The 19,243-nt window shown below is 71.6% G+C and carries 19 protein-coding genes; 8 read left to right on the top strand and 11 right to left on the bottom strand.

The genetic code is table 11. The features are described 5' to 3' along the window. Positions 1-41: 41 nt before the first annotated feature. Positions 42-704: a fasciclin domain-containing protein gene (locus tag NIE79_RS27405; protein ID WP_238681308.1), complete on the bottom strand. Its 663-nt coding sequence runs from the start codon at positions 702-704 to the stop codon at positions 42-44. 134 nt (positions 705-838) lie between these two features. Here NIE79_RS27405 and NIE79_RS27400 point away from each other — a divergent pair, with 134 nt between their 5' ends. Beyond that, the gene (locus NIE79_RS27400; RefSeq protein WP_238681307.1) at positions 839-1,324 is read left to right on the top strand and encodes a GNAT family N-acetyltransferase; all 486 of its coding nucleotides are present in this window, start codon (positions 839-841) and stop codon (positions 1,322-1,324) included. Between the two features lie 22 nt (positions 1,325-1,346). On the opposite strand, the gene NIE79_RS27395 is transcribed toward NIE79_RS27400, so the two are convergent. Beyond that, positions 1,347-2,618 carry an MFS transporter gene (locus NIE79_RS27395; RefSeq protein ID WP_238681306.1) on the bottom strand — a complete coding sequence of 424 codons (1,272 nt, stop codon included), beginning with the start codon at positions 2,616-2,618 and terminating at the stop codon, positions 1,347-1,349. Positions 2,619-2,743: 125 nt separating this feature from the next. Between NIE79_RS27395 and NIE79_RS27390 the strand changes: the two genes are divergently transcribed. Next, positions 2,744-3,946 carry an NAD(P)/FAD-dependent oxidoreductase gene (locus NIE79_RS27390; protein WP_238681305.1) on the top strand — a complete coding sequence of 401 codons (1,203 nt, stop codon included), beginning with the start codon at positions 2,744-2,746 and terminating at the stop codon, positions 3,944-3,946. Further along, positions 3,943-4,860 (top strand): RNA polymerase sigma-70 factor, encoded by a 918-nt coding sequence (locus NIE79_RS27385; protein ID WP_238681304.1) that lies wholly within the window; start codon positions 3,943-3,945, stop codon positions 4,858-4,860. Before NIE79_RS27390 ends, NIE79_RS27385 begins: the two co-directional genes overlap by 4 nt. Before the next feature lie 16 nt (positions 4,861-4,876). Here NIE79_RS27385 and NIE79_RS27380 read toward each other — a convergent pair whose 3' ends face one another. Then, positions 4,877-5,776 carry a LysR family transcriptional regulator gene (locus NIE79_RS27380; RefSeq protein ID WP_238681344.1) on the bottom strand — a complete coding sequence of 300 codons (900 nt, stop codon included), beginning with the start codon at positions 5,774-5,776 and terminating at the stop codon, positions 4,877-4,879. Positions 5,777-5,932: 156 nt separating this feature from the next. Here NIE79_RS27380 and NIE79_RS27375 point away from each other — a divergent pair, with 156 nt between their 5' ends. Then, positions 5,933-6,871 carry an SDR family NAD(P)-dependent oxidoreductase gene (locus NIE79_RS27375; RefSeq protein WP_274524737.1) on the top strand — a complete coding sequence of 313 codons (939 nt, stop codon included), beginning with the start codon at positions 5,933-5,935 and terminating at the stop codon, positions 6,869-6,871. Between the two features lie 53 nt (positions 6,872-6,924). On the opposite strand, the gene NIE79_RS27370 is transcribed toward NIE79_RS27375, so the two are convergent. Next, the gene (locus NIE79_RS27370; protein ID WP_238681303.1) at positions 6,925-7,485 is read right to left on the bottom strand and encodes an NADPH-dependent FMN reductase; all 561 of its coding nucleotides are present in this window, start codon (positions 7,483-7,485) and stop codon (positions 6,925-6,927) included. Positions 7,486-7,622: 137 nt separating this feature from the next. Between NIE79_RS27370 and NIE79_RS27365 the strand changes: the two genes are divergently transcribed. Then, complete coding sequence (locus tag NIE79_RS27365; RefSeq protein WP_238681302.1) at positions 7,623-8,096, top strand: MarR family winged helix-turn-helix transcriptional regulator; 474 nt, start codon at positions 7,623-7,625, stop codon at positions 8,094-8,096. Between the two features lie 34 nt (positions 8,097-8,130). Here NIE79_RS27365 and NIE79_RS27360 read toward each other — a convergent pair whose 3' ends face one another. From NIE79_RS27360 to NIE79_RS27330, 7 genes are all read right to left on the bottom strand, one after another. After that, positions 8,131-8,631: an anthrone oxygenase family protein gene (locus NIE79_RS27360; RefSeq protein ID WP_238681301.1), complete on the bottom strand. Its 501-nt coding sequence runs from the start codon at positions 8,629-8,631 to the stop codon at positions 8,131-8,133. A gap of 48 nt (positions 8,632-8,679) precedes the next feature. Next, a complete protein-coding gene (locus NIE79_RS27355; protein ID WP_238681300.1) occupies positions 8,680-10,527 on the bottom strand; it encodes an IucA/IucC family protein in 1,848 nt (615 codons plus the stop codon). Continuing rightward, positions 10,524-11,132 (bottom strand): GNAT family N-acetyltransferase, encoded by a 609-nt coding sequence (locus NIE79_RS27350; protein ID WP_238681299.1) that lies wholly within the window; start codon positions 11,130-11,132, stop codon positions 10,524-10,526. The genes NIE79_RS27355 and NIE79_RS27350 overlap by 4 nt, the downstream gene beginning before the upstream one ends. Continuing rightward, on the bottom strand, positions 11,129-12,406 hold the full coding sequence (locus NIE79_RS27345) for a lysine N(6)-hydroxylase/L-ornithine N(5)-oxygenase family protein (RefSeq protein WP_238681342.1): 1,278 nt from the start codon (positions 12,404-12,406) through the stop codon (positions 11,129-11,131). The genes NIE79_RS27350 and NIE79_RS27345 overlap by 4 nt, the downstream gene beginning before the upstream one ends. Before the next feature lie 62 nt (positions 12,407-12,468). Continuing rightward, positions 12,469-14,007, bottom strand: coding sequence for a pyridoxal phosphate-dependent decarboxylase family protein (locus tag NIE79_RS27340; protein ID WP_238681298.1), 1,539 nt, complete (start codon positions 14,005-14,007; stop codon positions 12,469-12,471). Between the two features lie 98 nt (positions 14,008-14,105). Next, complete coding sequence (locus NIE79_RS27335; protein WP_238681297.1) at positions 14,106-14,966, bottom strand: siderophore-interacting protein; 861 nt, start codon at positions 14,964-14,966, stop codon at positions 14,106-14,108. A 4-nt stretch (positions 14,967-14,970) separates the two neighbouring features. Beyond that, positions 14,971-16,002 carry an ABC transporter substrate-binding protein gene (locus NIE79_RS27330; RefSeq protein ID WP_238681296.1) on the bottom strand — a complete coding sequence of 344 codons (1,032 nt, stop codon included), beginning with the start codon at positions 16,000-16,002 and terminating at the stop codon, positions 14,971-14,973. 73 nt (positions 16,003-16,075) lie between these two features. Here NIE79_RS27330 and NIE79_RS27325 point away from each other — a divergent pair, with 73 nt between their 5' ends. From NIE79_RS27325 to NIE79_RS27315, 3 genes are all read left to right on the top strand, one after another. Continuing rightward, the gene (locus tag NIE79_RS27325; protein ID WP_372471828.1) at positions 16,076-17,188 is read left to right on the top strand and encodes a FecCD family ABC transporter permease; all 1,113 of its coding nucleotides are present in this window, start codon (positions 16,076-16,078) and stop codon (positions 17,186-17,188) included. Positions 17,189-17,263: 75 nt separating this feature from the next. After that, positions 17,264-18,289, top strand: a complete 1,026-nt coding sequence (locus tag NIE79_RS27320) for a FecCD family ABC transporter permease (RefSeq protein ID WP_238681295.1) — start codon at positions 17,264-17,266, stop codon at positions 18,287-18,289. A 29-nt stretch (positions 18,290-18,318) separates the two neighbouring features. Next, a complete protein-coding gene (locus NIE79_RS27315; RefSeq protein ID WP_238681294.1) occupies positions 18,319-19,143 on the top strand; it encodes an ABC transporter ATP-binding protein in 825 nt (274 codons plus the stop codon). The last annotated feature ends 100 nt before the right edge of the window (positions 19,144-19,243 follow it).

The raw sequence follows: 19,243 nt of genomic DNA, 5'->3' as shown, positions 1-19,243 counted from the left end.
GGGTGGCGTCCGCCGCGTGGTCGGACGCCACCCGCCCGCGATCAGGGCAGGTCGATCGGGCGCAGCACCCGGTCCACGGCGTGCGCGATCTGCCGGTTGCCCTTGTTGACGTCGTAGGAGACGACCCGCGCGTCACGGTCGTCGGTGTCGGCGTCGACCAGCCGCACCTGGCGGAAGAAGTACAGGTAGGTGCGCACGTCGACCTCGACGGACGAGCCGAGCGCGGTGGTCAAATCCGTGCCGTCGGCCCGGACCGCCGTCTTGCGATCGATGGTGGCGCCCGGGACCACGTGGTAGAGCAGCACCGACTCGACGGTGTCGATGCCCAGCCCGGCCACGGCGGTGAAGGCGGCGCTCTCACTCGGCAGCTTCCGGGCCTGCGTGATCTCGCGGACCAACTGCTGGAAGGCGGCGTCGGTGGGGATGAACGCGGTCAACGCCACGGTGCCGTCGGTGAGCACCTTGACCGGAGAGTTCGGCTTGGCCTCCAGCACTGCCAGCACGGCCGCCGTCAGCACGTCGAAGTCACGCGAGTTGCGGTCGAAGCCGCTGGTGTCGCGGGTGAGCACCTGGGCGAGTGACGTCGTGCCGAGCGGCTTGGGCTTGCTGGTGGCCTGAGCCGCCGGTACGGCGACTGCTGTGGTGGCCAGCGCGGTGGCCACGGCGCCCACCGCCATCCGGGCGGCGATTCGTGCGATCCTCATCAGCGGGCCTTTCGTCGAAGCGACCGGATCCGTGACGTCTCGTCACGATCCATGCTTCGCACCGGGTAGGCCGCGCAGATGCACCAGCGGATAACGGATTGTCCGGGGCTCCTGCCGGGGCCTAACCTCCCCGGGTGCTGATTCGGGAGTTCGTCGACCGGGACTGGTCGCAGGTGTGGCCGATCATCGAGGAGGTGATCCGGGCACAGGAGACGTTCCCCTACGACCCGACGATGACCGCCGAGCAGTCGTACGGGATGTGGGTCGAGGCGGCGCCGGGGCGGACCGTCGTGGCGCTCGACGGTGAGCGGGTGCTGGGCACCGCGAAGATGGGCACCAACCGGCCCGGGCCGGGCGCGCACGTGTCCACAGCCAGCTTCATGGTCGCCGCCGACGCGCGGGGCCGGGGCGTGGGCACCGCGCTGTGCCGTGACGCCCTGACCTGGGCCCGCCGGCAGGGGTACGCCGGCATGCAGTTCAACGCCGTGGTGGAGAGCAACACGTCGGCGGTGCGGCTGTACCGGCGGGAGGGCTTCGAGGTCGTCGGCACCGTACCGGGCGCGTTCCGTCACCCCAGTGCAGGCAGGGTCGGCCTGCACGTGATGTACCAGGAGTTCTGACCAACTTCGCTCGCGCGAAGGCTCAGCCGCCGGCCGGGGCCGGGTGCAGTCCCGGCTGCCCGGCGGCCGACTCCACGCCGGCCCGGCGGATCGGGGTGAACAGGGCGCCGACCGCGACCAGCAGGCAGCCCGCGCCCGCCGCGAGCGTGACCGCTGGCGCGCCGTAGCGGCCGGCGGCCCAGGTCAGCACGACAGCGCCGGCCGGACCGAGGGCGTAGTGCGTGCTCCAGAACGCCGACGTGACCCGGCCCAGCAGGTGATCGGGGGTGATCTCCTGCCGCAGGGACATCGAGCAGATCCCGCCGACGCTGAGACAGCACAGGTACACAGCTGTCAGCGTGGTGACCGCTGGCACTGTGGTGGCGATGCCGACCCCCGCCACGGCGAAACCGCAGATCGCGTGCGCGCCGATCCAGGTGGCACCGAAGCCGCGACGGCGGCGCAGCGGCGCCACCAGCAGCGCGCCGGCGACAGTGCCCAACGCCGCCAGGCCGAGCACCGTGCCGACGGTGCCCTCGGAGCCGCCGAGGTCGTGCGTGACGTGGTAGATCAGCACGTCGACGAAGCCGTAGGTGAGGAAGATGAAGACCGACAACAGGACGGTCAGCGCGCGCAGCACGGGTTGTCGCCACAGGAACCGCACCCCGGCCAGGAACTCGGCCAGCGGGCGCTCCCGGGTCACCCCCTCGTCCACCTGTACGGGGCGCAGTCGGATCAGCCACAGGCCGGCCGCCGAGAGCGCGAAGCTCGCCGCGTTGACGGCGATGGCGGTGGCCGGGCCGAAGCGGGCAGCCACCACACCGGCGAGCAGCGGACCGAGGACGGCCGCCGCCGCGTACGTCGCCTGCAACCGGCCGTTGGCCTCGGTGATCCGGTCGGAGTCGACGAGGTTGCGGACCGCTGTCACCGCGGCGACCTGGAACAGCATGCCGGCCGCCTCGCAGATGGGCAGCACGACGAAGAGCAGCCAGACCTGCGGGCCGGCCAGCCACGCCAGCGGCACCAGGGCGTAGAGCACCAGCCGGGTCAGATCCGCCACGATCATCAGGGTGCGGCGGTCGTATCTGTCGACCAGCACCCCACCGAAGATCCCGGCGACGACGGACGCCGCGCCCGCGACGGCGGTGAGCAGGCCCATCCGCGCCACCGACCCGGTCGCCTGGAGCACCAGCAGCGGCACCGCCAGGTAGGCGAACGAGTCACCGGCCGCCGAGAGCGACTGGGCGACCCAGTACGTGCCGAAGGTGCGGTCCCGCCAGAGCGGAGCCCGACCAGCAGCGACGGATCGGCTCATCGCGCCAAGGGTAGTGAGCGCGGCCGTCCGACGCTGGCCGTGGCGGGCGTCACATGGCCGCCATGTCACGAACCGACGAGCGGCAGGCATCTCGTGGTCGTCAGTTCGATCAGAGAGGCGAAACAATGAGCACATCGCATCGGCAGGTCCCGGCGGACACGCACCGCGTGCTGGTCCTGGGCGCGGGCTACGCGGGCCTGGCCGCAGCGACCCAGCTCGCGGCACGGACCAGGCGGGCCGACGTACAGGTGACAGTGGTCAACACGCAGGAGCGGTTCACCGAGCGCCTCCGGCTGCACATGACGGCGACCGGTCAGCGGCTCGCCGAGCTGAGCATCCCTGAGCTGCTGACGGGGACGGGCGCACAGTTCGTGCGTGGCTGGGTGACGGCGGTGGACGCTCACGCGAAGACCGTCCGCGTCGACGACAGCCGGGTGCTGCGCTACGACACACTGGTCTACGCGTTGGGCAGCGTGACGGACACGGCGGCGGTCCCGGGCGTTGAGGAGTACGCGTACGCCCTGGACGGTCCGAGCGGCGCGACCACGCTGGCGGACCGGCTGGCACGGCTCGGCGCCGGCACTGTCGTCGTGGTCGGCAGCGGGTTGACCGGGGTCGAGGCGGCCGCGGAGATCGCGGAACGACACCCGCAGGTCGGTGTCACGCTGGTGGGCCAGCAGGACCCGGGGGCGAGCATGAACCCGAAGGCCCAGGCATACCTGCGGGCCGCGCTGACCCGCCTCGGCGTCCAGGTGATCACCGGAGCGGCGGTCACCAGGGTCCGGCCCGACGGGGTCGAGCTGGCCGGTGCGCGGACCGTGGCGGCTGACGTCGTCCTCTGGACCGGTGGTACCCGGGTGGCGCCGCTGGCGGCCGCCGCCGGGCTGACCGTCGACGAACGCTGTCGCGTCGTCACCGACGCCACGTTGCGGTCGGTGTCGCACCCCGAGGTGTACGCGATCGGCGATGCGGCGGCGATCCGGCAGGGTTACGGGGTGCTGCACGGCACCTGCCAGAGCGGCATGCCGACCGGTGTGCACGCGGCGGTGTCGATCGCCCGCGCGCTGCGGGGCAAGCAGCCCAGGCCGTTCCGGTTCGGTTACTACCACACGCCGGTGAGCCTGGGCCGAAACGATGCGGTCGTGCAGTTCACCCGACCCGACGACAGCCCTCGCCGCGGGTGTCTGACCGGACGGATGGCGGTCTGGTACAAGGAGACCGTGAGCGCTTCGCCCTGGCCGACCTACCGTCGCATGTCGCGGTTGCCCTCCTCCGGCGCGTTCTGGCCGCGCGGTGGCCGCTTCACCCGCCTGCGGGACGCGCGATGACGCATTCGTCGGACGCCGACGAGCAGGTGTTCCACAGTCATCGCCGCCTGCTGTTCTCGGTGGCCTACCGGATCCTGGGCAGCGCGGCCGATGCCGAGGACGCGGTGCAGGACGCCTGGATCAGCTGGTCCTCGGCGGACCGCTCCCAGGTCGTCGACCCCAAGGCGTACCTCGCCCGCATCGTGTCGAACCTCGCGTTGCAGCGCCTGCGCTCGGCCCGGCACCACCGCGAGACCTATCCGGGGCCGTGGTTGCCCGAACCCGTCCTGACCGACGGGGACGCCGCCGACGCCGTCACCGACGCCGAGTCGGTGTCGATGGCGATGCTCGTGGTGCTGGAGACGCTCAGCCCGCTCGAGCGGGCCGTGTTCGTCCTGCGGGAGGTCTTCGACTTCAGCCACGCGGAGATCGCGGCGGCGGTGGAGCGCTCCGAGGCCGCGGTCCGTCAGACCGCCCACCGTGCTCGCGAGCACGTGCGGGGCCAGCGGCCCCGTTTCACAGCGGACCGGTCACAGCAGCGCGGGGTCACCGAGCGATTCCTCGCCGCGTCGACCGGTGGCGACATCAACACTCTGCTGGAGTTGCTGTCTCCGGACGTCACGTTGTGGACCGACGGTGGCGGTAAGGTCCGCCAGGCCCTGCGTCCCATCAGGGGTGCGGGAACTGTCGCCGCGTGGTTCGCGGCCATCGGCACCGTCACCTACCAGGGCGTCGCTCCGCACGACATGCGGGCCGCCCTGGTCGAGATCAACGGGGGGCCGGGCCTGGTGTTCAGCGGTGCGGGTCGGGTGGTCGCCACAGTCTGCTTCGACATCGACGCCGACTGTCGCATCACCGCCATCCACAACGTCGCCAACCCCGACAAGCTCCGCGCCGTCGCCGACGGCACCACCCACCGCCTCGCGACGCGCTGAGCCGACCGGCTCACCGTCAGCCGGTGCTGGTGAGGTCGGTCGTCGCCGCCAGCTCCGTGACCACGTCCAGGAACCGGTGCAGCGCGGGCGAGGTGTTGCCCGCCAACCACACCACCTCGGTGTACGCGGAGGCGCCGGCCAGCGGAACGAACACCACGCCGGTGCGGCGAAGGCTGGCCGCCGAGCAGGCGAGCCGGGTGACGCCGAGTCCGGCGGCGACCAGGCCGAGGAGGCTCTGCACGCCGGCCTCCTCCTGAACGACTGTCGGTACGAAGCCCGCTTCCCGGAACTGGTCGTCGAAGGCGCGATGCCAGGGCTCCCAGGAGCTGCGCGGCGTCATGACCCACTGTTCGTTCGCCAGGTCGGCAAGGGTCAACTCGGCGCGCCCGGCGAGCGGGTGGCCCTCGGGCAGCACCGCGCAGACCGGTTCGGTCGTCAGCCTCCTGGACTCCAGGCCGGGCACGAGCGGAGTCCGGGTGAAGGCGACGTCGAACCGCCCGTCCAGGATGCCCTGCACCAGGGGCGCGATGCTCGTGGCCTCGGTGGTCAGGCGCAGGTCGGGAAGGTGGTGGCGGACTGCCCGGACCACCGGGGGCAGCAGGTGGTTGGCGACGGTGGTCAGGAAGGCGAGCCGGAGGGTGCCGACCTCACCTCGCAGGGCCCGTCCCACGACGGCGACGGCCTGCTCGGCGCGGTCGGTCACTGCGCGCGCCTCGGGCACGAACAGGGCGCCGATGGCGGTGAGTGTGGTGCCGCGGCTGTCGCGGTCGAACAGTGTCGCCCCGAGGGCGCGTTCCAGGGCGGTGATCTGCTGCGACAGCGACTGCTGGGCGATCATCAGGCGGGCGGCGGCCCGGGTGAAGCTCAGCTCCTCCGCGAGGACCAGGAAGTACCGCAGTTGTCGCAGCTCAGGCATGGCCACAGGAACAGACTGTAGCCACGCCAGGAAGAGCGTGTTGGCCGTCCGCGCAGACCTCCGCGCACGATCGGTGCGAAGGGCGGCGCCGGCACAGTACGCCCGTACGGCGAGCCGGCACCGCCACGCGAGGACACCCACCGAAGGAAGTCGATCATGTCGGAATCACGCATCAGCACGCCGTTCGACGCCCGGTCCACCGCCGCCGACGTCGTGGCCGGTGTCGACCTGACCGGGCGGCGCGCCGTCGTCACCGGCGCCTCGTCGGGCATCGGGGTGGAGACCGCCCGGGCGCTCGCCATGGCGGGCGCCGAGGTGACACTGGCGGTACGGGACACGCGGGCCGGAGAACGGACCGCACGGGAGATCGGCGCCGGGGCCGGGAACGGGCTGCTCCGGGTCATGCCGTTGGACCTGTCCGACCAGCTGTCGGTCGCCGCGTTCGTGGCCGCCTGGGACGGGCCCCTGCACATCCTGGTCAACAACGCCGGGGTGTCGGCCACCCCGGAGATGCGCACCGCGGAGGGTTGGGAGCTGCAGTTGGCCACCAACCACCTCGGCCACTTCGCACTGGCCAACGGGCTGCACCGGGCACTCGCCGAGGCCGATCGGGCCCGCGTGGTGTCGCTGAGTTCCATCGCCCACGTTTCGGCACCGATGGTCTTCGAGGACGTGAACTTCCGGGAACGCCAGTATGACCGTCTCCTCGCCTACGGCGAGTCGAAGACCGCCACCGCGCTGTTCGCTGTCGAGGCGAACCGGCGCTGGGCCGGCGACGGCATCACCGTCAACGTGGCCAACCCGGGCGCTGTCGCCACCAACCTGGGACGGCACCTCACCGAGGAGGACTACGCGCAGCTTCCGGCGTTCGACTTCAAGACTCCGCAGCAGGGGGCCGCGACCTCCGTGCTGCTCGCCGCCGGGCCGCAGCTGGAGGGCATCGGCGGCCGGTACTTCGAGGACTGCGAGCAGGCGGTGCGCCACGACCCGGCGGACCCGCTGCGCGGCGTCGCCGACCACGCGATCGACCCCACGGCGGCGGCGCGACTGTGGCAGCTCTCGCTGGACCTGTTCGCCGACGCGGAACGCGCCTGAACGTCCGGAAACGGCCGCGGGATCCCCCGCGGCCGTTTCCGAAGTCGCTGAGCTCAGCCCTTGCGCAGCGGAGCGAGCGCCGTGCTCCAGGCGACCACCTGGTCGAGCGTGGCGGTCAGCGAGTCCTGGTGGAACTGGTTGGGCTTGAAGACGCTGAAGTTCTCGAAGTCGGTGAAGAGCGACAGCGCGACCTGCGAGCGCACGTCGGCCATCTGGAGCTCGCCGGAGATCAGTCGCAGGTGCTCCACGGCGCGCGTCCCGCCGACCGAGCCGTAGCTGACGAAGCCGACGGCCTTGTTGTTCCACTCGGCGTAGAGGAAGTCGATAGCGTTCTTCAGAGCGCCCGAGGTCGAGTGGTTGTACTCGGGGGTGACCATCACGAACCCATCGAATGACGCGATCGTCTCGGCCCACCGCTTGGTGTGCGGCTGGGTGTACTGGCCCATCGAGGGCGGGTACGCCTCGTCGAGGTGCGGCAACTGGTAGTCGAGCAGGTCGATCAGCTCGTACTCCGCGTCGGAGCGCTGCTTGGCGATCTCGAGCACCCAGCGGGCGACGGCCTCGCCGTTACGCCCCGGGCGGGTGCTTCCGAGGATGATCCCGATCCTGGTCATGTGTGGCGCCTTTCAGAGGTCCTTGCCTGACGACGGGAAAGCTATCCGGTGCTTGATTGGTCAAGCAAACATCTGGCCTATGGGCGTGGTCACACGGAGGGTAAGCATTTGCTCAGTCAAACAAGTATGATAAGAGGATGGCCAACCCCTCCGCAGCGACTCCGCAACCTCTCACCCCGGACGAGGAAGCCCTGGTCCGCGCCCTGGGCCAGGTGATGCACGTCCTGCCCCGCGCGATCGACGCGGACATGGTCGGTGACCGTCAGCTACCGCTCACCGAGTACACAGCGCTGATGAACCTTTCCGAGACACCGGACCGGCGGATGCGCATGAACGAGCTCGCCGCGCTCTGCCACCTCTCGCTCAGCGGCATGACCCGCACGATCATCCGGCTGGAGACACAGGGCCTGGTCCGGCGGGAACGCTGCGAGGAGGACGCGCGCGGCTGGAACGCCGTCCTCACCGACGCGGGCTACGCCCGCCTGCAGGAGTCCTGGCCCAGTCACCTGGCCGCCGTACGCCGCCGGTTCCTCCAGCACTTCGAGGGCCTCGACCTCGCCCAGCTGACCCGCGCGTTCCAGGGGGCCGGCACGGCAGAGCCGACCGACTGAGCCGACGCCGGCCCAGTCGGTCGACCGTCCGGCCTCAGCCGGAAAGCCGGCCCTCGGCCACCAGCGCCCACGCCAGCAACCCGAAGGCGCCGGTCGACGCGACGGCGCGGACCACGTTGCCGCGTACCCAGGTGACCTCGAAGCGCGCCCGCAGCGCCGCGAGGTCGGTGGTGTCGTCGACGTCGCCGGCGCGGGCCAGCACATTGTTGAGCGGCACGTTGACCACGGCGGTGACGCCGAGCACCACCAGGTACAGCAGCAGCCCGGCGACGATCCACGGCAGCACCGCCCGACGCCCGTCCCCCAGGTGCAGCGCCGCCGCCAGCAGCGTGAACAGCAGCGCGCCGCCGAAGCACACAGCGAACCACAGGTTGAGGATCGACTCGTTGATCCGCCGCATGGCGAGCACCACCGTCCGGTCGTCGGTGCGGGCCAGGCCCGGCATCACCGCGTACGCGAAGGCGGCGAACAGCCCGGCGGTCAGGCCGGTGGTCACTGTGGCGGCGAACAGACTGGCGGTACTCAGAACTCCCATCCGCCTATTGCACCCGTTGACCTGTGCGCTGACCAAATGCGATAGCTGTCACCGGGCCGGAGCGTGGGCGGCGAGCGGGTTGGTCAGGGTGCCGACGAACTGGAGCGCCGCCGACGGGTCGGCCAGGTCGATCATCTGCTGGTTGTTGCGCAGTTGCAGCCGGTTGAGGCAGGACAGCGTGAACTCCGGGGCGAACAGGTCGTAGTGGCGGACCCGCTCGGCCAGGTGCGGCACCCGGTCGAAGTAGTCGGCGGCGCAGGCCGCGACAGTACGCCAGAAGTCGTCCTCGGCGAGCACACCGGCTTCGACCAGAACCGCGTTGAGGTGCCGCAGGAAGCAGTCCACCACGTCGGTGAAGATGCTCAGCAGCTTGGTGTCGTCGGGCACCTCGACGCGGATCCGTTCCACCGCCGCCGGCAGCTCGACAGTGTCGCTCATCACCGCGATCTCCTCGGCGATGTCCTTGAAGATGACCCGCTGGACGGTGTCCTGCTCGTCGAGGACCAGGATGACGTTCTCGCCGTGCGGCATGAAGGCCAGGTCGTGGGCGTAGAAGCTGTGCAGCAGCGGGGTCAGATAGGCGTCCAGATAGCGGCGCAGCCACACCTCGGGCGCCAGGCCGGACCGGGCGATCAGCGCCGCCGCCAGTGAGCCGCCCTCGTCGTCGACGTGCAGCAGCGCGGCCATGGTGGACAGTCGCTGCCCCGGCGCCAGCTCGGGCACCGGGCTCTCCCGCCACAGGGCAGCCAACATCTTGCGGTACGGGGAGGTGCGCTCGGTCGCCGCCTCGTACTGCCGGTGCCGGTAACCCACAGCGGCCCGCTCCCGGATGACGGTCAGGCCGGTGCCGGTCAGCACCTCGTCGGAGGCGATCAGGTCGGCCAGCCAGTCGTTGATCGCCGGGGTGGCCGCCATGTACGCGGCCGACAACCCCCGCATGAAGCCCATGTTCAGCACCGACAGCGCGGTCTTGACGTAGTGCCGCCCCGGCTCGCTGACGTTGAAGAAGGTGCGGATGGACTGCTGGGCGAGGTACACGTCGGGTCCGGGGCCGAGGTGCACCAGCCGCCGCTCGGCCAGCTCCCCGGCGAAGGTGACCGCCAGCTTGTTCCACCACTGCCACGGGTGCGCCGGGATCAGGTGGTAGTCGGCGAGGTCCAGCCCGAGATCGGCCATCGTGGCGGCGAACCGGGCCCGGGTCTCGGCGTCCAACTCGCTCTCGATGAGCGTGTCGTAGTCGAGGTCGGCGGCGCTGCTGAACGTCGAGTGGTCCCGGTGCGCGGCCAGCCACTCCAGCCGCACCGGCGCGGCGGCCTCCGGGGCGTACCGGTGGTACTCGTCGACGCCGAAGCCGAGCCGGCCGTTGTTGGCCACGAAGCAGGGGTGGCCCTCGGTCATCGAGGTCTCGATGGTCTGGAAGTCCGCGTCGGCCAGCTCGGCGGCGCTCGGCGCGGCCTGGGCCAGCTTGTACGCCGTACCCGCCAGCGTCGAGGTGATCTCCTCCAGGTAGACCGGTAGCACTCGCGCGGAGAGCCCGAGGGTGTCGCGCAGTTCGACGATGAGGTCCACCGCGTCCGGGGCCAGGGAGGTGCCGTCGCGGTGCCGGGTGATGCTGTCCGCGTCGATCTGCCAGTGCGCCAGGGCGAGCACCCGCGCCGCGAACCGGTAGGTGACGGTGCCGTCGTCGCTGCGGATCTCGTACCACTGCCGGTCGTCGGGGCCGGCCACGGCCTCCGGGCTGAGCAGCCGCTCGTGGGTGAACTCGGCGAGCGCCTTGCGGACCAGCAGCCGGTTGGCCCGGGCCCAGCGCTGCGGGGTGAGGTGCCCGACCGGGTCGCCGGAGGCGTTGTGCGCGGTGGCGACGGGCGGGTGGGTGGGGACGGCGGTGGTGGTCACGCCGGGGCTCCTTCGGTTCGGGTGGCAGCGGCGCGGTCGGCGGTGGCACGGTCGGCAGCGGCCTGGAACTGGGCTCGGGTGCAGACGCTGAGCAGCGCGTCCTTCTCGGGCTTGGCGATCGGGCCGACGACGGTGAAGCCGACGGCGGCGTTCAGCGCGTGCACCGCGGTGTTGCGCACGTCCGGTTCGACGACGACCCGCCGGGTCGTCGGGTCGTCGAAGAGCCACGCCATGACGGTGCCGATCACCGCCCGGGTGAAGCCGTGCACCGGCGCGTCGACCGGCGCGCAGAGGAAGTGCATGCCCACGTCACCGGGCTGGTGGTCGTACAGGCCGACCAGCTCGACGTGGGCCGGGTCGTAGCGCTCCGCCAGGAAGGCGGGCCTCCCCCGCCACAGGCCGAGGTACGCGTCGTGGTGCTGGTGCTCGGCGATCCGCCGGTACTCCTCGGTGACCTGGGCCAGGTCGGCGTCCTGCATCATCCAGAACGCCGCCTTCGGGTGGGTCACCCAGGTGTGCAGCAGCGCCGCGTCGGCGTCCAGGTCGAGCGGCCGCAGCGCGAACTCGCCGAGCCCCTCGTCGACGCGGGTGAAGGCGCCGGTCACGACGACACCCCGAACTCCTGGAAGGTGATGCTCTTCTCGATCGGGTAGTGCTCCCGGCCGAGCAGCTCGGAGATGATCCAGGAGTTGCGGTAGGCGCCCATGCCCAGATCCGGTGAGGTGATGCTGTGCGTGTGGGTGCCCGCGTTCTGCAGGAAGATGCCCCGCCCGCTGTGGTCGATGCTGTAGTTGCGGGCCACGTCGAAGCGGCCGTGCGCGTCCCAGCGGATCCGGTCCCGCACCGGCGTGAGGAACTCCGGCACCCGGTAGTGGTAGCCGGTGGCCAGCACCAACCCCTCGGTACGCAGGGCGAAGTCGCGTTCCTGCTCCACCTGACGCAACCCCAGCGTGTACTGCCCGTCCTGGTGGTCGGCGCTGACCAACTCGGTGTTGGTGAGCAGTCGGGTGTTCACCGGCCCGTCCACGCTGTGCGCGTAGAGCAGGTCGAAGATGTCGTTGATCAGGTCGGCGTTGATCCCCTTGAACAGGCCCTTCTGCTCGGACTCCAGTCGGTAGCGGGTCGCCTCGGGCAGGGCGTGGAAGTAGTCCACGTAGTCCGGTGAGGTCATCTCCAGCGTCAGCTTGGTGTATTCGAGCGGGAAGAACCGCGGCGACCGGGTCACCCAGTTGAGCTGGTAGCCGTACCGGTCGATGTCGCCGAGCAGGTCGTGGTAGATCTCGGCGGCGCTCTGCCCGCTGCCCACCACAGTGATGCTGCGTTTGGTGCGCAGCGCCGTGCGGTGCTCCAGGTAGTGGGAGTTGTGCACGGCGTCGCCGGGCAGGTCGGCCACCGCCGGGGGCAGGTGCGGCGGGGTGCCGGTGCCGAGCACCAGGTGCCGGGCCCGGTATTCGACGCTCTCCCCCGCGCCGGTGCTGGCCCGCACCACGTACCGCTCGTCGGAGCTGTCGTACTCCACAGTGGTCACTGTCTGACCGAAGCGCAGGTTCGGCAGTTTCGCCGCCGCCCACCGGCAGTACGCGTCGTACTCGCTGCGCAGCGGGTAGAAGCTCTCCCGGATGTAGAACGGGTAGAGCCGGCCGATTTCCTTCAGGTAGTTGAGGAAGGAGTACGGCGACGTCGGGTCGGCGAGGCTGACCAGGTCGGCGATGAACGGGGTCTGCAACCGGGCCGACTCCAGCAGCATGCCGGGGTGCCAGGCGAGGCTCGGCCGGGCCTCCAGGAACACACCGTCGAGTTCGTCGATCGGCGCGGTGAGGCAGGCCAGGCCCAGGTTGTACGGGCCCAACCCGATGGCGATGAAGTCGTGGGTGGACATCGGGATCTCCAGGCGCGGGTTCGTGGTCACCGGCGTCAGCCGACGGGGCAGGTTCATCAGCGTCAGCCGACGTGGCAGGTCAGGTCGACGGCGGCGTGGTCGTGCACGTACTGGCCGGCGTGGGTGGCGATCAGGTCGAGCACGTACCCGACGTCGTCGACAGTGGTTTCCGGGTTGAGCAGTGTGAGCTTCAGGAAGTGCCGGCCGTCCACCCGGGTTCCGGCGACCACGGCGAGACCGGACGCCGCGAGGGCCTCCCGGGCGTGCAGGTTGGCGGCGTCGGCCAACTCCCGGCCGGGGCCGGTGGGCAGGTAGCGGAACACCACTGTGCTCAGCTCGGAGCGCGTCACCACCTCGAAGCGTGGGTCCTCGCTGACCAGTTGCCAGGCGTCGGCGGCCCGGTCGACGACCTCGTCGAAGAGCCCGCCGAGCGCGTCCGGGCCCATCACCCGCAGGGTGAGCCAGAGCTTCAGCGCGTCGAAGCGGCGGGTGGTCTGCAAGCTCTTGTCGACCTGGTTGGGGATGCGCTGCTCCACCATCCGGGCCGGGTTGAGGTAGTCGGCGTGGTAGGTGACGTGCCGCAGCGTCCGCCGGTCGCGGACCAGCAGTGCGCTGGAGCTGACCGGCTGGAAGAACGACTTGTGGAAGTCCACCGTCACCGAGTCGGCCCGTTCGATGCCGTCGAGCAGGTGCCGGCGCGTCGGCGAGACGAGCAGACCGCAGCCGTACGCGGCGTCCACGTGCAGCCAGACACCGGCCGCCGCGCAGATCCCGGCCAGTTCGGTGAGCGGGTCGATCGAGCCGAAGTCGGTGGTGCCGGCGGTGCCGACGACGGCCATCACCACCAGCCCGGCCGCGCGGCACCGCACGATCTCCTCGCGGACGGCCGCCGCGCTGATCCGCCGACGGGTGTCGGTGGCCACCGCGATAACCGCGTCCGGGGCGAGGCCGAGAAGCTTGGCCGACTTCTGCACGCTGAAGTGACCGGCGGCGGAGGTGATCACCCGCAGCCGGGGCAGCAGCTCGGCGCGCGCCGCCGGGTCGATGGCGGCGGCGCACGCCTCCTCCCGGGCCAGCAACAGCGCCTGGAGGTTGGACTGGCTGCCGCCGCTGGTGAAGATGCCGTCCGCGTGCGGACCGAGGCCGATCCGTTCGGCCGTCCAGTCGATCAGCCGGCGCTCGATGAGGGTGGCCCCGGCGCTCTGGTCCCAGGTGTCCAGTGAGGAGTTCACAGCGGTGAGCACCGCCTCACCGAGCAACGCCGGGATGGCCACCGGGCAGTTGAGGTGGGCCAGGTAGCGGGGGTGGTGGAACCATACGGCGTCGCGCAGGTAGACGTTCTCCAGCTCGTCGAGGGCAGCGCCGGCGTCGCCCAGCGGACGGTCCAGGTCCACCCGATCGACCAGGGGGGCCAGCTCGGCCGGCGTGATGCCGGTGCCGGGACGGTCCACTGTGGCCACGCGACGGGCGACCCGGTCGACGCCGTCGGCGATCGTCCGGCGGTACTGCTCGACCGAGCCGCCGTGCAGCAGCTGGGCCCGCGCGGCGGTTGACGCCGGTGGCGGCGTGGTGGTCTCGACGGGGTACGTCGGCACGGTCACGGAATGTCCTTCCACGTTCTCGACGAGGGGCAGCCGGAACCCTCCCCGGCGCGGCGGTGCGCCTCGGGGCAGTGCTGCCGATCGGTTGGGGTCGTCAGTCAGGCGGTGGCGCCGGCGAGGGCCTCGGCACGCAGGTCCTCTTCGGACAGTCCGTGTCGCCAGTAGCCGGCGAAGGTCACCCTCCGGCGGTCGAAGCCGCGCTCGCCGACGAGGTGCCGGCGCAGCGCCTTCACCACTCCGGACTCACCGGCGATCCAGGCGTACGGGGTGCCGCCGGTGGGGAGCCGGGCGGCGCGAACGGAGCTGACCAGCAGGTCACTGCCGGGCGGGGTGCTGCCCCGCACGATCCACCTGATCTCGGCGTCGGCATCGGTGGGCAGGTCGGTGATGTCGGCGGCGTCGGGCACCTCGATCCAGGCGCGGACCCGGGTGCCGGCGGGCAGCCAGGCCAGGATGCCCTCGGTGGCCGGCAGCGCTGTCTCGTCGGCGGCGAGCAGCACGAGGTCCGTGCCGTCCGGCGGCCGGAAGCACACGCTGCGGTTGTCGGGCACCGCCGGGCCGAGCAGCAGCACCCGGTCACCGGGGCCGGCCAGGGCCGCCCAGCGGGAGGCGGGACCGGTGTCGCCGTGGCTGACGAAGTCGATGTCGACAGCGGCGTCGGCCGGGCGGTGCTCCCGGATGGTGTACGAGCGCATCACCGCGCGGACGTCCGCCGGCAACGCCCGCCAGCCGCCGAACCAGTCCTCGCCCTGCTCGACCGGGACCACCGGGGCGTGCTGCCCGGGGTGCGGCAGGAACAGCGAGACGCTCTGGTCCCGGCCGCCGCCGGCGAAGTCGGCCAGCTCCGCGCCACCGAAGGTGACCCGGATCAGCGAGGCGCCGACCCGGCGGGCCCGGACGACGTGCGCGGCGTAGAAGCGGTACTGCGAGGCGATCGGTGCGGTGGCGCTCGTACTCATGGCGTCAGCTGACCTTCTTCGCGTTCCGGATGGCGGTGGCGAGGTTCTCCAGCAGCGGCGCGGAGCCGGCGTACGAGAAGCGGGGAACCGCGTCCCACGGGCTCACCTGGTTGGCCTTGACCGCCGGCAGTTGCTGCCAGGTCGGCTTGGCCGTGAGGTCCTTGGCCTGCAAGGCGGTGCTGCGATTGTCCAGCAGGATCAGGTCGGCCGGGAACTTGCCGGCGCTCTCCCAGCTCAGCGCCTCGAAGTAGTCGCCGGCTTCGAGCTTGGTGGGGATCACGATGTCGACGCCCAACTCGGCGAAGTACATCAGGTCGGTGCTGACCTTCGGGTTGGAGACGTAGAAGAGGTCGGGGCTGCCGGAGCAGGCCATCACCTTGATCCCGGGGTTGGCCTTGACCGCCTGCCGGACCGCCTCGGCGGCGGCGTCGAAGCGGGCCTTTCCGTCGGTGACCTTCTTCGCGGACAGGTCCGCGCCGAGCGACTCGGCCAGCGCCGCGTACCGCTCGATGGGCTTGGTCATCGGCACCCGGGCGGTGGTGATCGCCACACTGGGCGCCAGCGGGAGGATCTTCGCCTTGCTCTCGTCCGGCACGTACCAGAGCGCGTCCGGGTCGTACATGTGGGTGACCAGCAGTTCGGAGCGCAGCGCCGCGTACTTCTCCAGGCTGAACTCGCCCCACACGTTGCCGAGGATCTCGACGCCCTCGACGTTCAGGTCGCCGGCCTGCGGCTCGGCCGTGCCGTCGGCACGCTTGGTCTCACCGAACACACCCACGAGCTGCTTGTCGAGACCGAAATCGATCAGGGCCGCCGCCACACCGGTGAAGGCCACCACGCGGGCCGGACGGGCCGCCGCCTCGACCTTCGTGCCGCGGTCGTCGGTGAACGACCAGGGGCCACTTCCGTTGCCGGCGGCGGGTTTCGCGGCGTCGTCCTTGCCACAGGCGGCGAGCAGGGTGGCCAGCGTGGCAGCGCCACCGGCGGCCAGCAGGCCACGGCGGGAGAGGCGGCGAGCGGACAGGGCATCGGGCATGGTGTTGTCTTTCGATCAAGGGTTGGCCGGGGTCGACCAGGGCAGCGGGGTTAGGTTAGCCTAACCTCGGTCATTGTCAACAGCGGTACGCCGTGTCGCCACCACCCCGGAGCCCACACTGGACGCCACACCCACCGTCACCCGACCGGCACCACCCGTGCCGGCCAGGGAAACGGCAGCACCCCCGAGCCGGCGTGGCCGTCGGGCGGCCCGCGCCGCCGGCCTGGTCACCGCCGTGGCACTGCTCGCGGTGATCGTGGTGCTCAGCATCGCGGTCGGCGCGAAGGCCATGCCGCTCGCCGACGTCTGGTCCGGGTTGGTGCACCGCGACGCCACCGAGTACGCAGTGGTGCACCGGATGCGCCTGCCCCGCACCCTGCTCGGGCTGCTCGCCGGCACCGCCCTCGGTGTGGCGGGCGCGGTCATGCAGGCCCTCACCCGCAACCCACTCGCCGACCCCGGGCTGCTCGGCATCAACGCCGGCGCGTCCGCGGCCGTCGCCACCGCCGCCGCGTTCCTGGGCGTCACCGCCGTCGGCGGGTACGTCTGGTTCGCACTGCTCGGCGCGGCGGCGGTGACAGCGCTCGTCTACGCCGTCGGCGGCGGACGCGGCGCCACCCCGGCCCGACTCGCGCTGGCCGGGGCGGCGCTCAACGCCACCCTCTACTCCTACGTGAGCGCGGTGATGCTGCTGGACACCGCGTCGCTGGAGCGGCTGCGTTTCTGGACGGTCGGTTCACTGGCCAGCGCAGACTCCGCGACGGTGACCCGGGTGCTGCCGTTCATCCTCATCGGGCTACTGGTCGCGCTCGGTGCCGCCCGTCCGCTGAACGCGCTCGCGCTCGGCGACGACGCGGCGCGAGCCCTCGGCGCTCGACCCGCGCTGATCCGCGCCGCCGTGATCGTCGCTGTCACCCTGCTCTGCGGCGCGGCGACCGCCGCGTGCGGCCCGATCGTCTTCGTCGGGCTGCTGGTGCCACACCTGGTCCGCGCCCTGACCGGGCCGGATCTGCGCTGGCTGCTGCCGTACTGCGCGGTGCTCGCACCCGCGTTGCTGCTCGGCGCCGACGTGCTCGGCCGGGTGCTGGGCCGCCCCGGAGAACTCCAGGTCGGCATGGTGACCGCGGTGCTGGGCGGCCCGCTGTTCCTGTGGCTGGTCACCCGCCGACCGGTGGCGCAACCGTGAGCGAGCGGAGCGAGCGAACCGGCAGGCTCAGGATTGTGGCGCGTCGCGCCAGCGCGCAGCGAAGGGAGCGATGGCGTGACTGTTCTGCGTAGTGGGGGGTTGTCGTTGCGGTTCCGGCCCCGCGCGTTGGGCGTCGGGGCCGGCGCGGCGGTGCTCGCAGCCGGATTCGGCCTGGTGGCCCTGGGCAGTGGTGACTACCCGATGGGGCCGGCGGACGTGCTGCGCACGTTGACCGGTGGCGGCAGTGTGGCGGAGCAGTTCATCGTGTTCGACCTGCGCCTGCCTCGGCTGGTCACCGCCCTGTTGGTCGGTGCGGCGTTGGCTCTCGCCGGCACTGTGTTCCAGTCGTTGGTGCGCAACCCGTTGGGCAGTCCGGACATCCTGGGCTTCACCCAGGGCGCGTCGACCGGGGCGCTGGTGGTGGTCGTCCTCGGTGGCAGCAGCCTGGCGTTGGCCGGCGCGGCGGTCGCCGGCGGTCTCGGCACCGGTCTGGTGATCTACGCGCTCGCCTGGCGGCGCGGGGTGCACGGCTTCCGGCTCATCCTGGTCGGTATCGGGGTGTCCGCGATCCTGACCGGTGTCAACGGCTATCTGCTGACCCGGGCGCCACTGATGGAAGCCGCCCGCGCGGTCCTCTGGCTCACCGGCAGCCTGGACGGGCGCGGCTGGGCCAACGCCGGGCCGCTGCTCGTCGTCCTGGTCGTGTTGGCGCCGCTGGTGCTCGTCGGCTGCGCTCCGGCGCTGCGGATGATGGAGTTGGGCGACGACGCGGCCAGCGCCCTGGGCGTGCCGGTACGCCGGCTGCGCCTGGTGCTGCTCGCCGCGGCGGTGCTGCTGGTCTCGTTCGCGGCGGCCGCCGCCGGGCCGGTGTCCTTCGTGGCGCTCGTCGCCCCGCACGTGGCGAAACGACTGACCCGGGCCCCGGGCCCGAACCTGCTGCCGTCGATGGCCGTCGGCGCGGCGCTGCTGGTCGGGGCCGACCTGGTGGCGCAGCGCGCGTTCGCCGGGCACCAACTCCCGGTCGGCGTGGTGACCGGCGTGATCGGCGGCGGTTACCTGGTCTGGCTGCTGGCTATGGAACGTCGGGCGGGCCGGCTGTGAACACCCGTGACGCCCTCGAAGGAGCACCCATGCAACCCGGCGATTCCCGGCTCGGCGGCACCGCGCTGACCCTCGCCTACGACCAGCGCACCATCGCCGAGAACCTGACAGTGGCGGTGCCCGACAGGTCCTTCACGGTGATCATCGGGCCGAACGCGTGTGGCAAGTCGACGCTGTTGCGCGCACTGTCCCGGATGCTGCGCCCGAGCGCCGGTGCGGTGCTGCTGGACGGACGGGACATTCACGACCTGCCGGCCCGCACTGTCGCCCGTACGCTCGGCCTGCTACCGCAGTCGTCGATCGCACCGGACGGCATCAGCGTCGCCGAACTGGTCGCCCGGGGTCGCTACCCCCACCAGGGGCTGCTGCGGCAGTGGTCCCGCGAGGACGAGCGGGTGGTCGAGGAGTCGATGGCCGCGACCGGTGTCGACGACCTCGCCGACCGGGCGGTGGACGAGCTGTCCGGCGGGCAGCGGCAGCGGGTCTGGATCGCCATGGCACTGGCCCAGCAGACGCCCCTGCTGCTGCTCGACGAGCCGACCACGTACCTCGACATCGCCCACCAGATCGAGATCCTGGACCTCTGCGCCCGGCTGCACGAGGAGCAGGGCCGCACCCTTGTCGCGGTGCTGCACGACCTGAACCACGCGGCCCGCTACGCCACCCACCTGATCGCCATGCGCGACGGACGCGTGGTGGCCGCCGGGGAGCCCGCGTCGGTGGTCACCGCCGAGCTGGTGGCGGCGGTGTTCGGGCTGCCCTGCCGGGTGATCGACGACCCGGCTACGGGCACCCCTCTGGTCGTTCCCGCGGCCCGACGCCGCGCCAGCCCCCTGGCCCCGGAGCCGGCGTGAGCGAGCCCAGCGAGCGAAGTGGCGAGCTGCGTTTCAGAGACCCGTTGGGAGTGACGACCCTGCGAGCGGCCGACCCGCTCGCGCTGGCGGTGGCGCATGG

The organism is Micromonospora trifolii, assembly GCF_022229005.1.
Lineage (GTDB): Bacteria > Actinomycetota > Actinomycetes > Mycobacteriales > Micromonosporaceae > Micromonospora > Micromonospora trifolii.
Note: the sequence above shows the minus strand (reverse complement) of the source record. Positions and strands in the feature narration are given on the sequence as shown.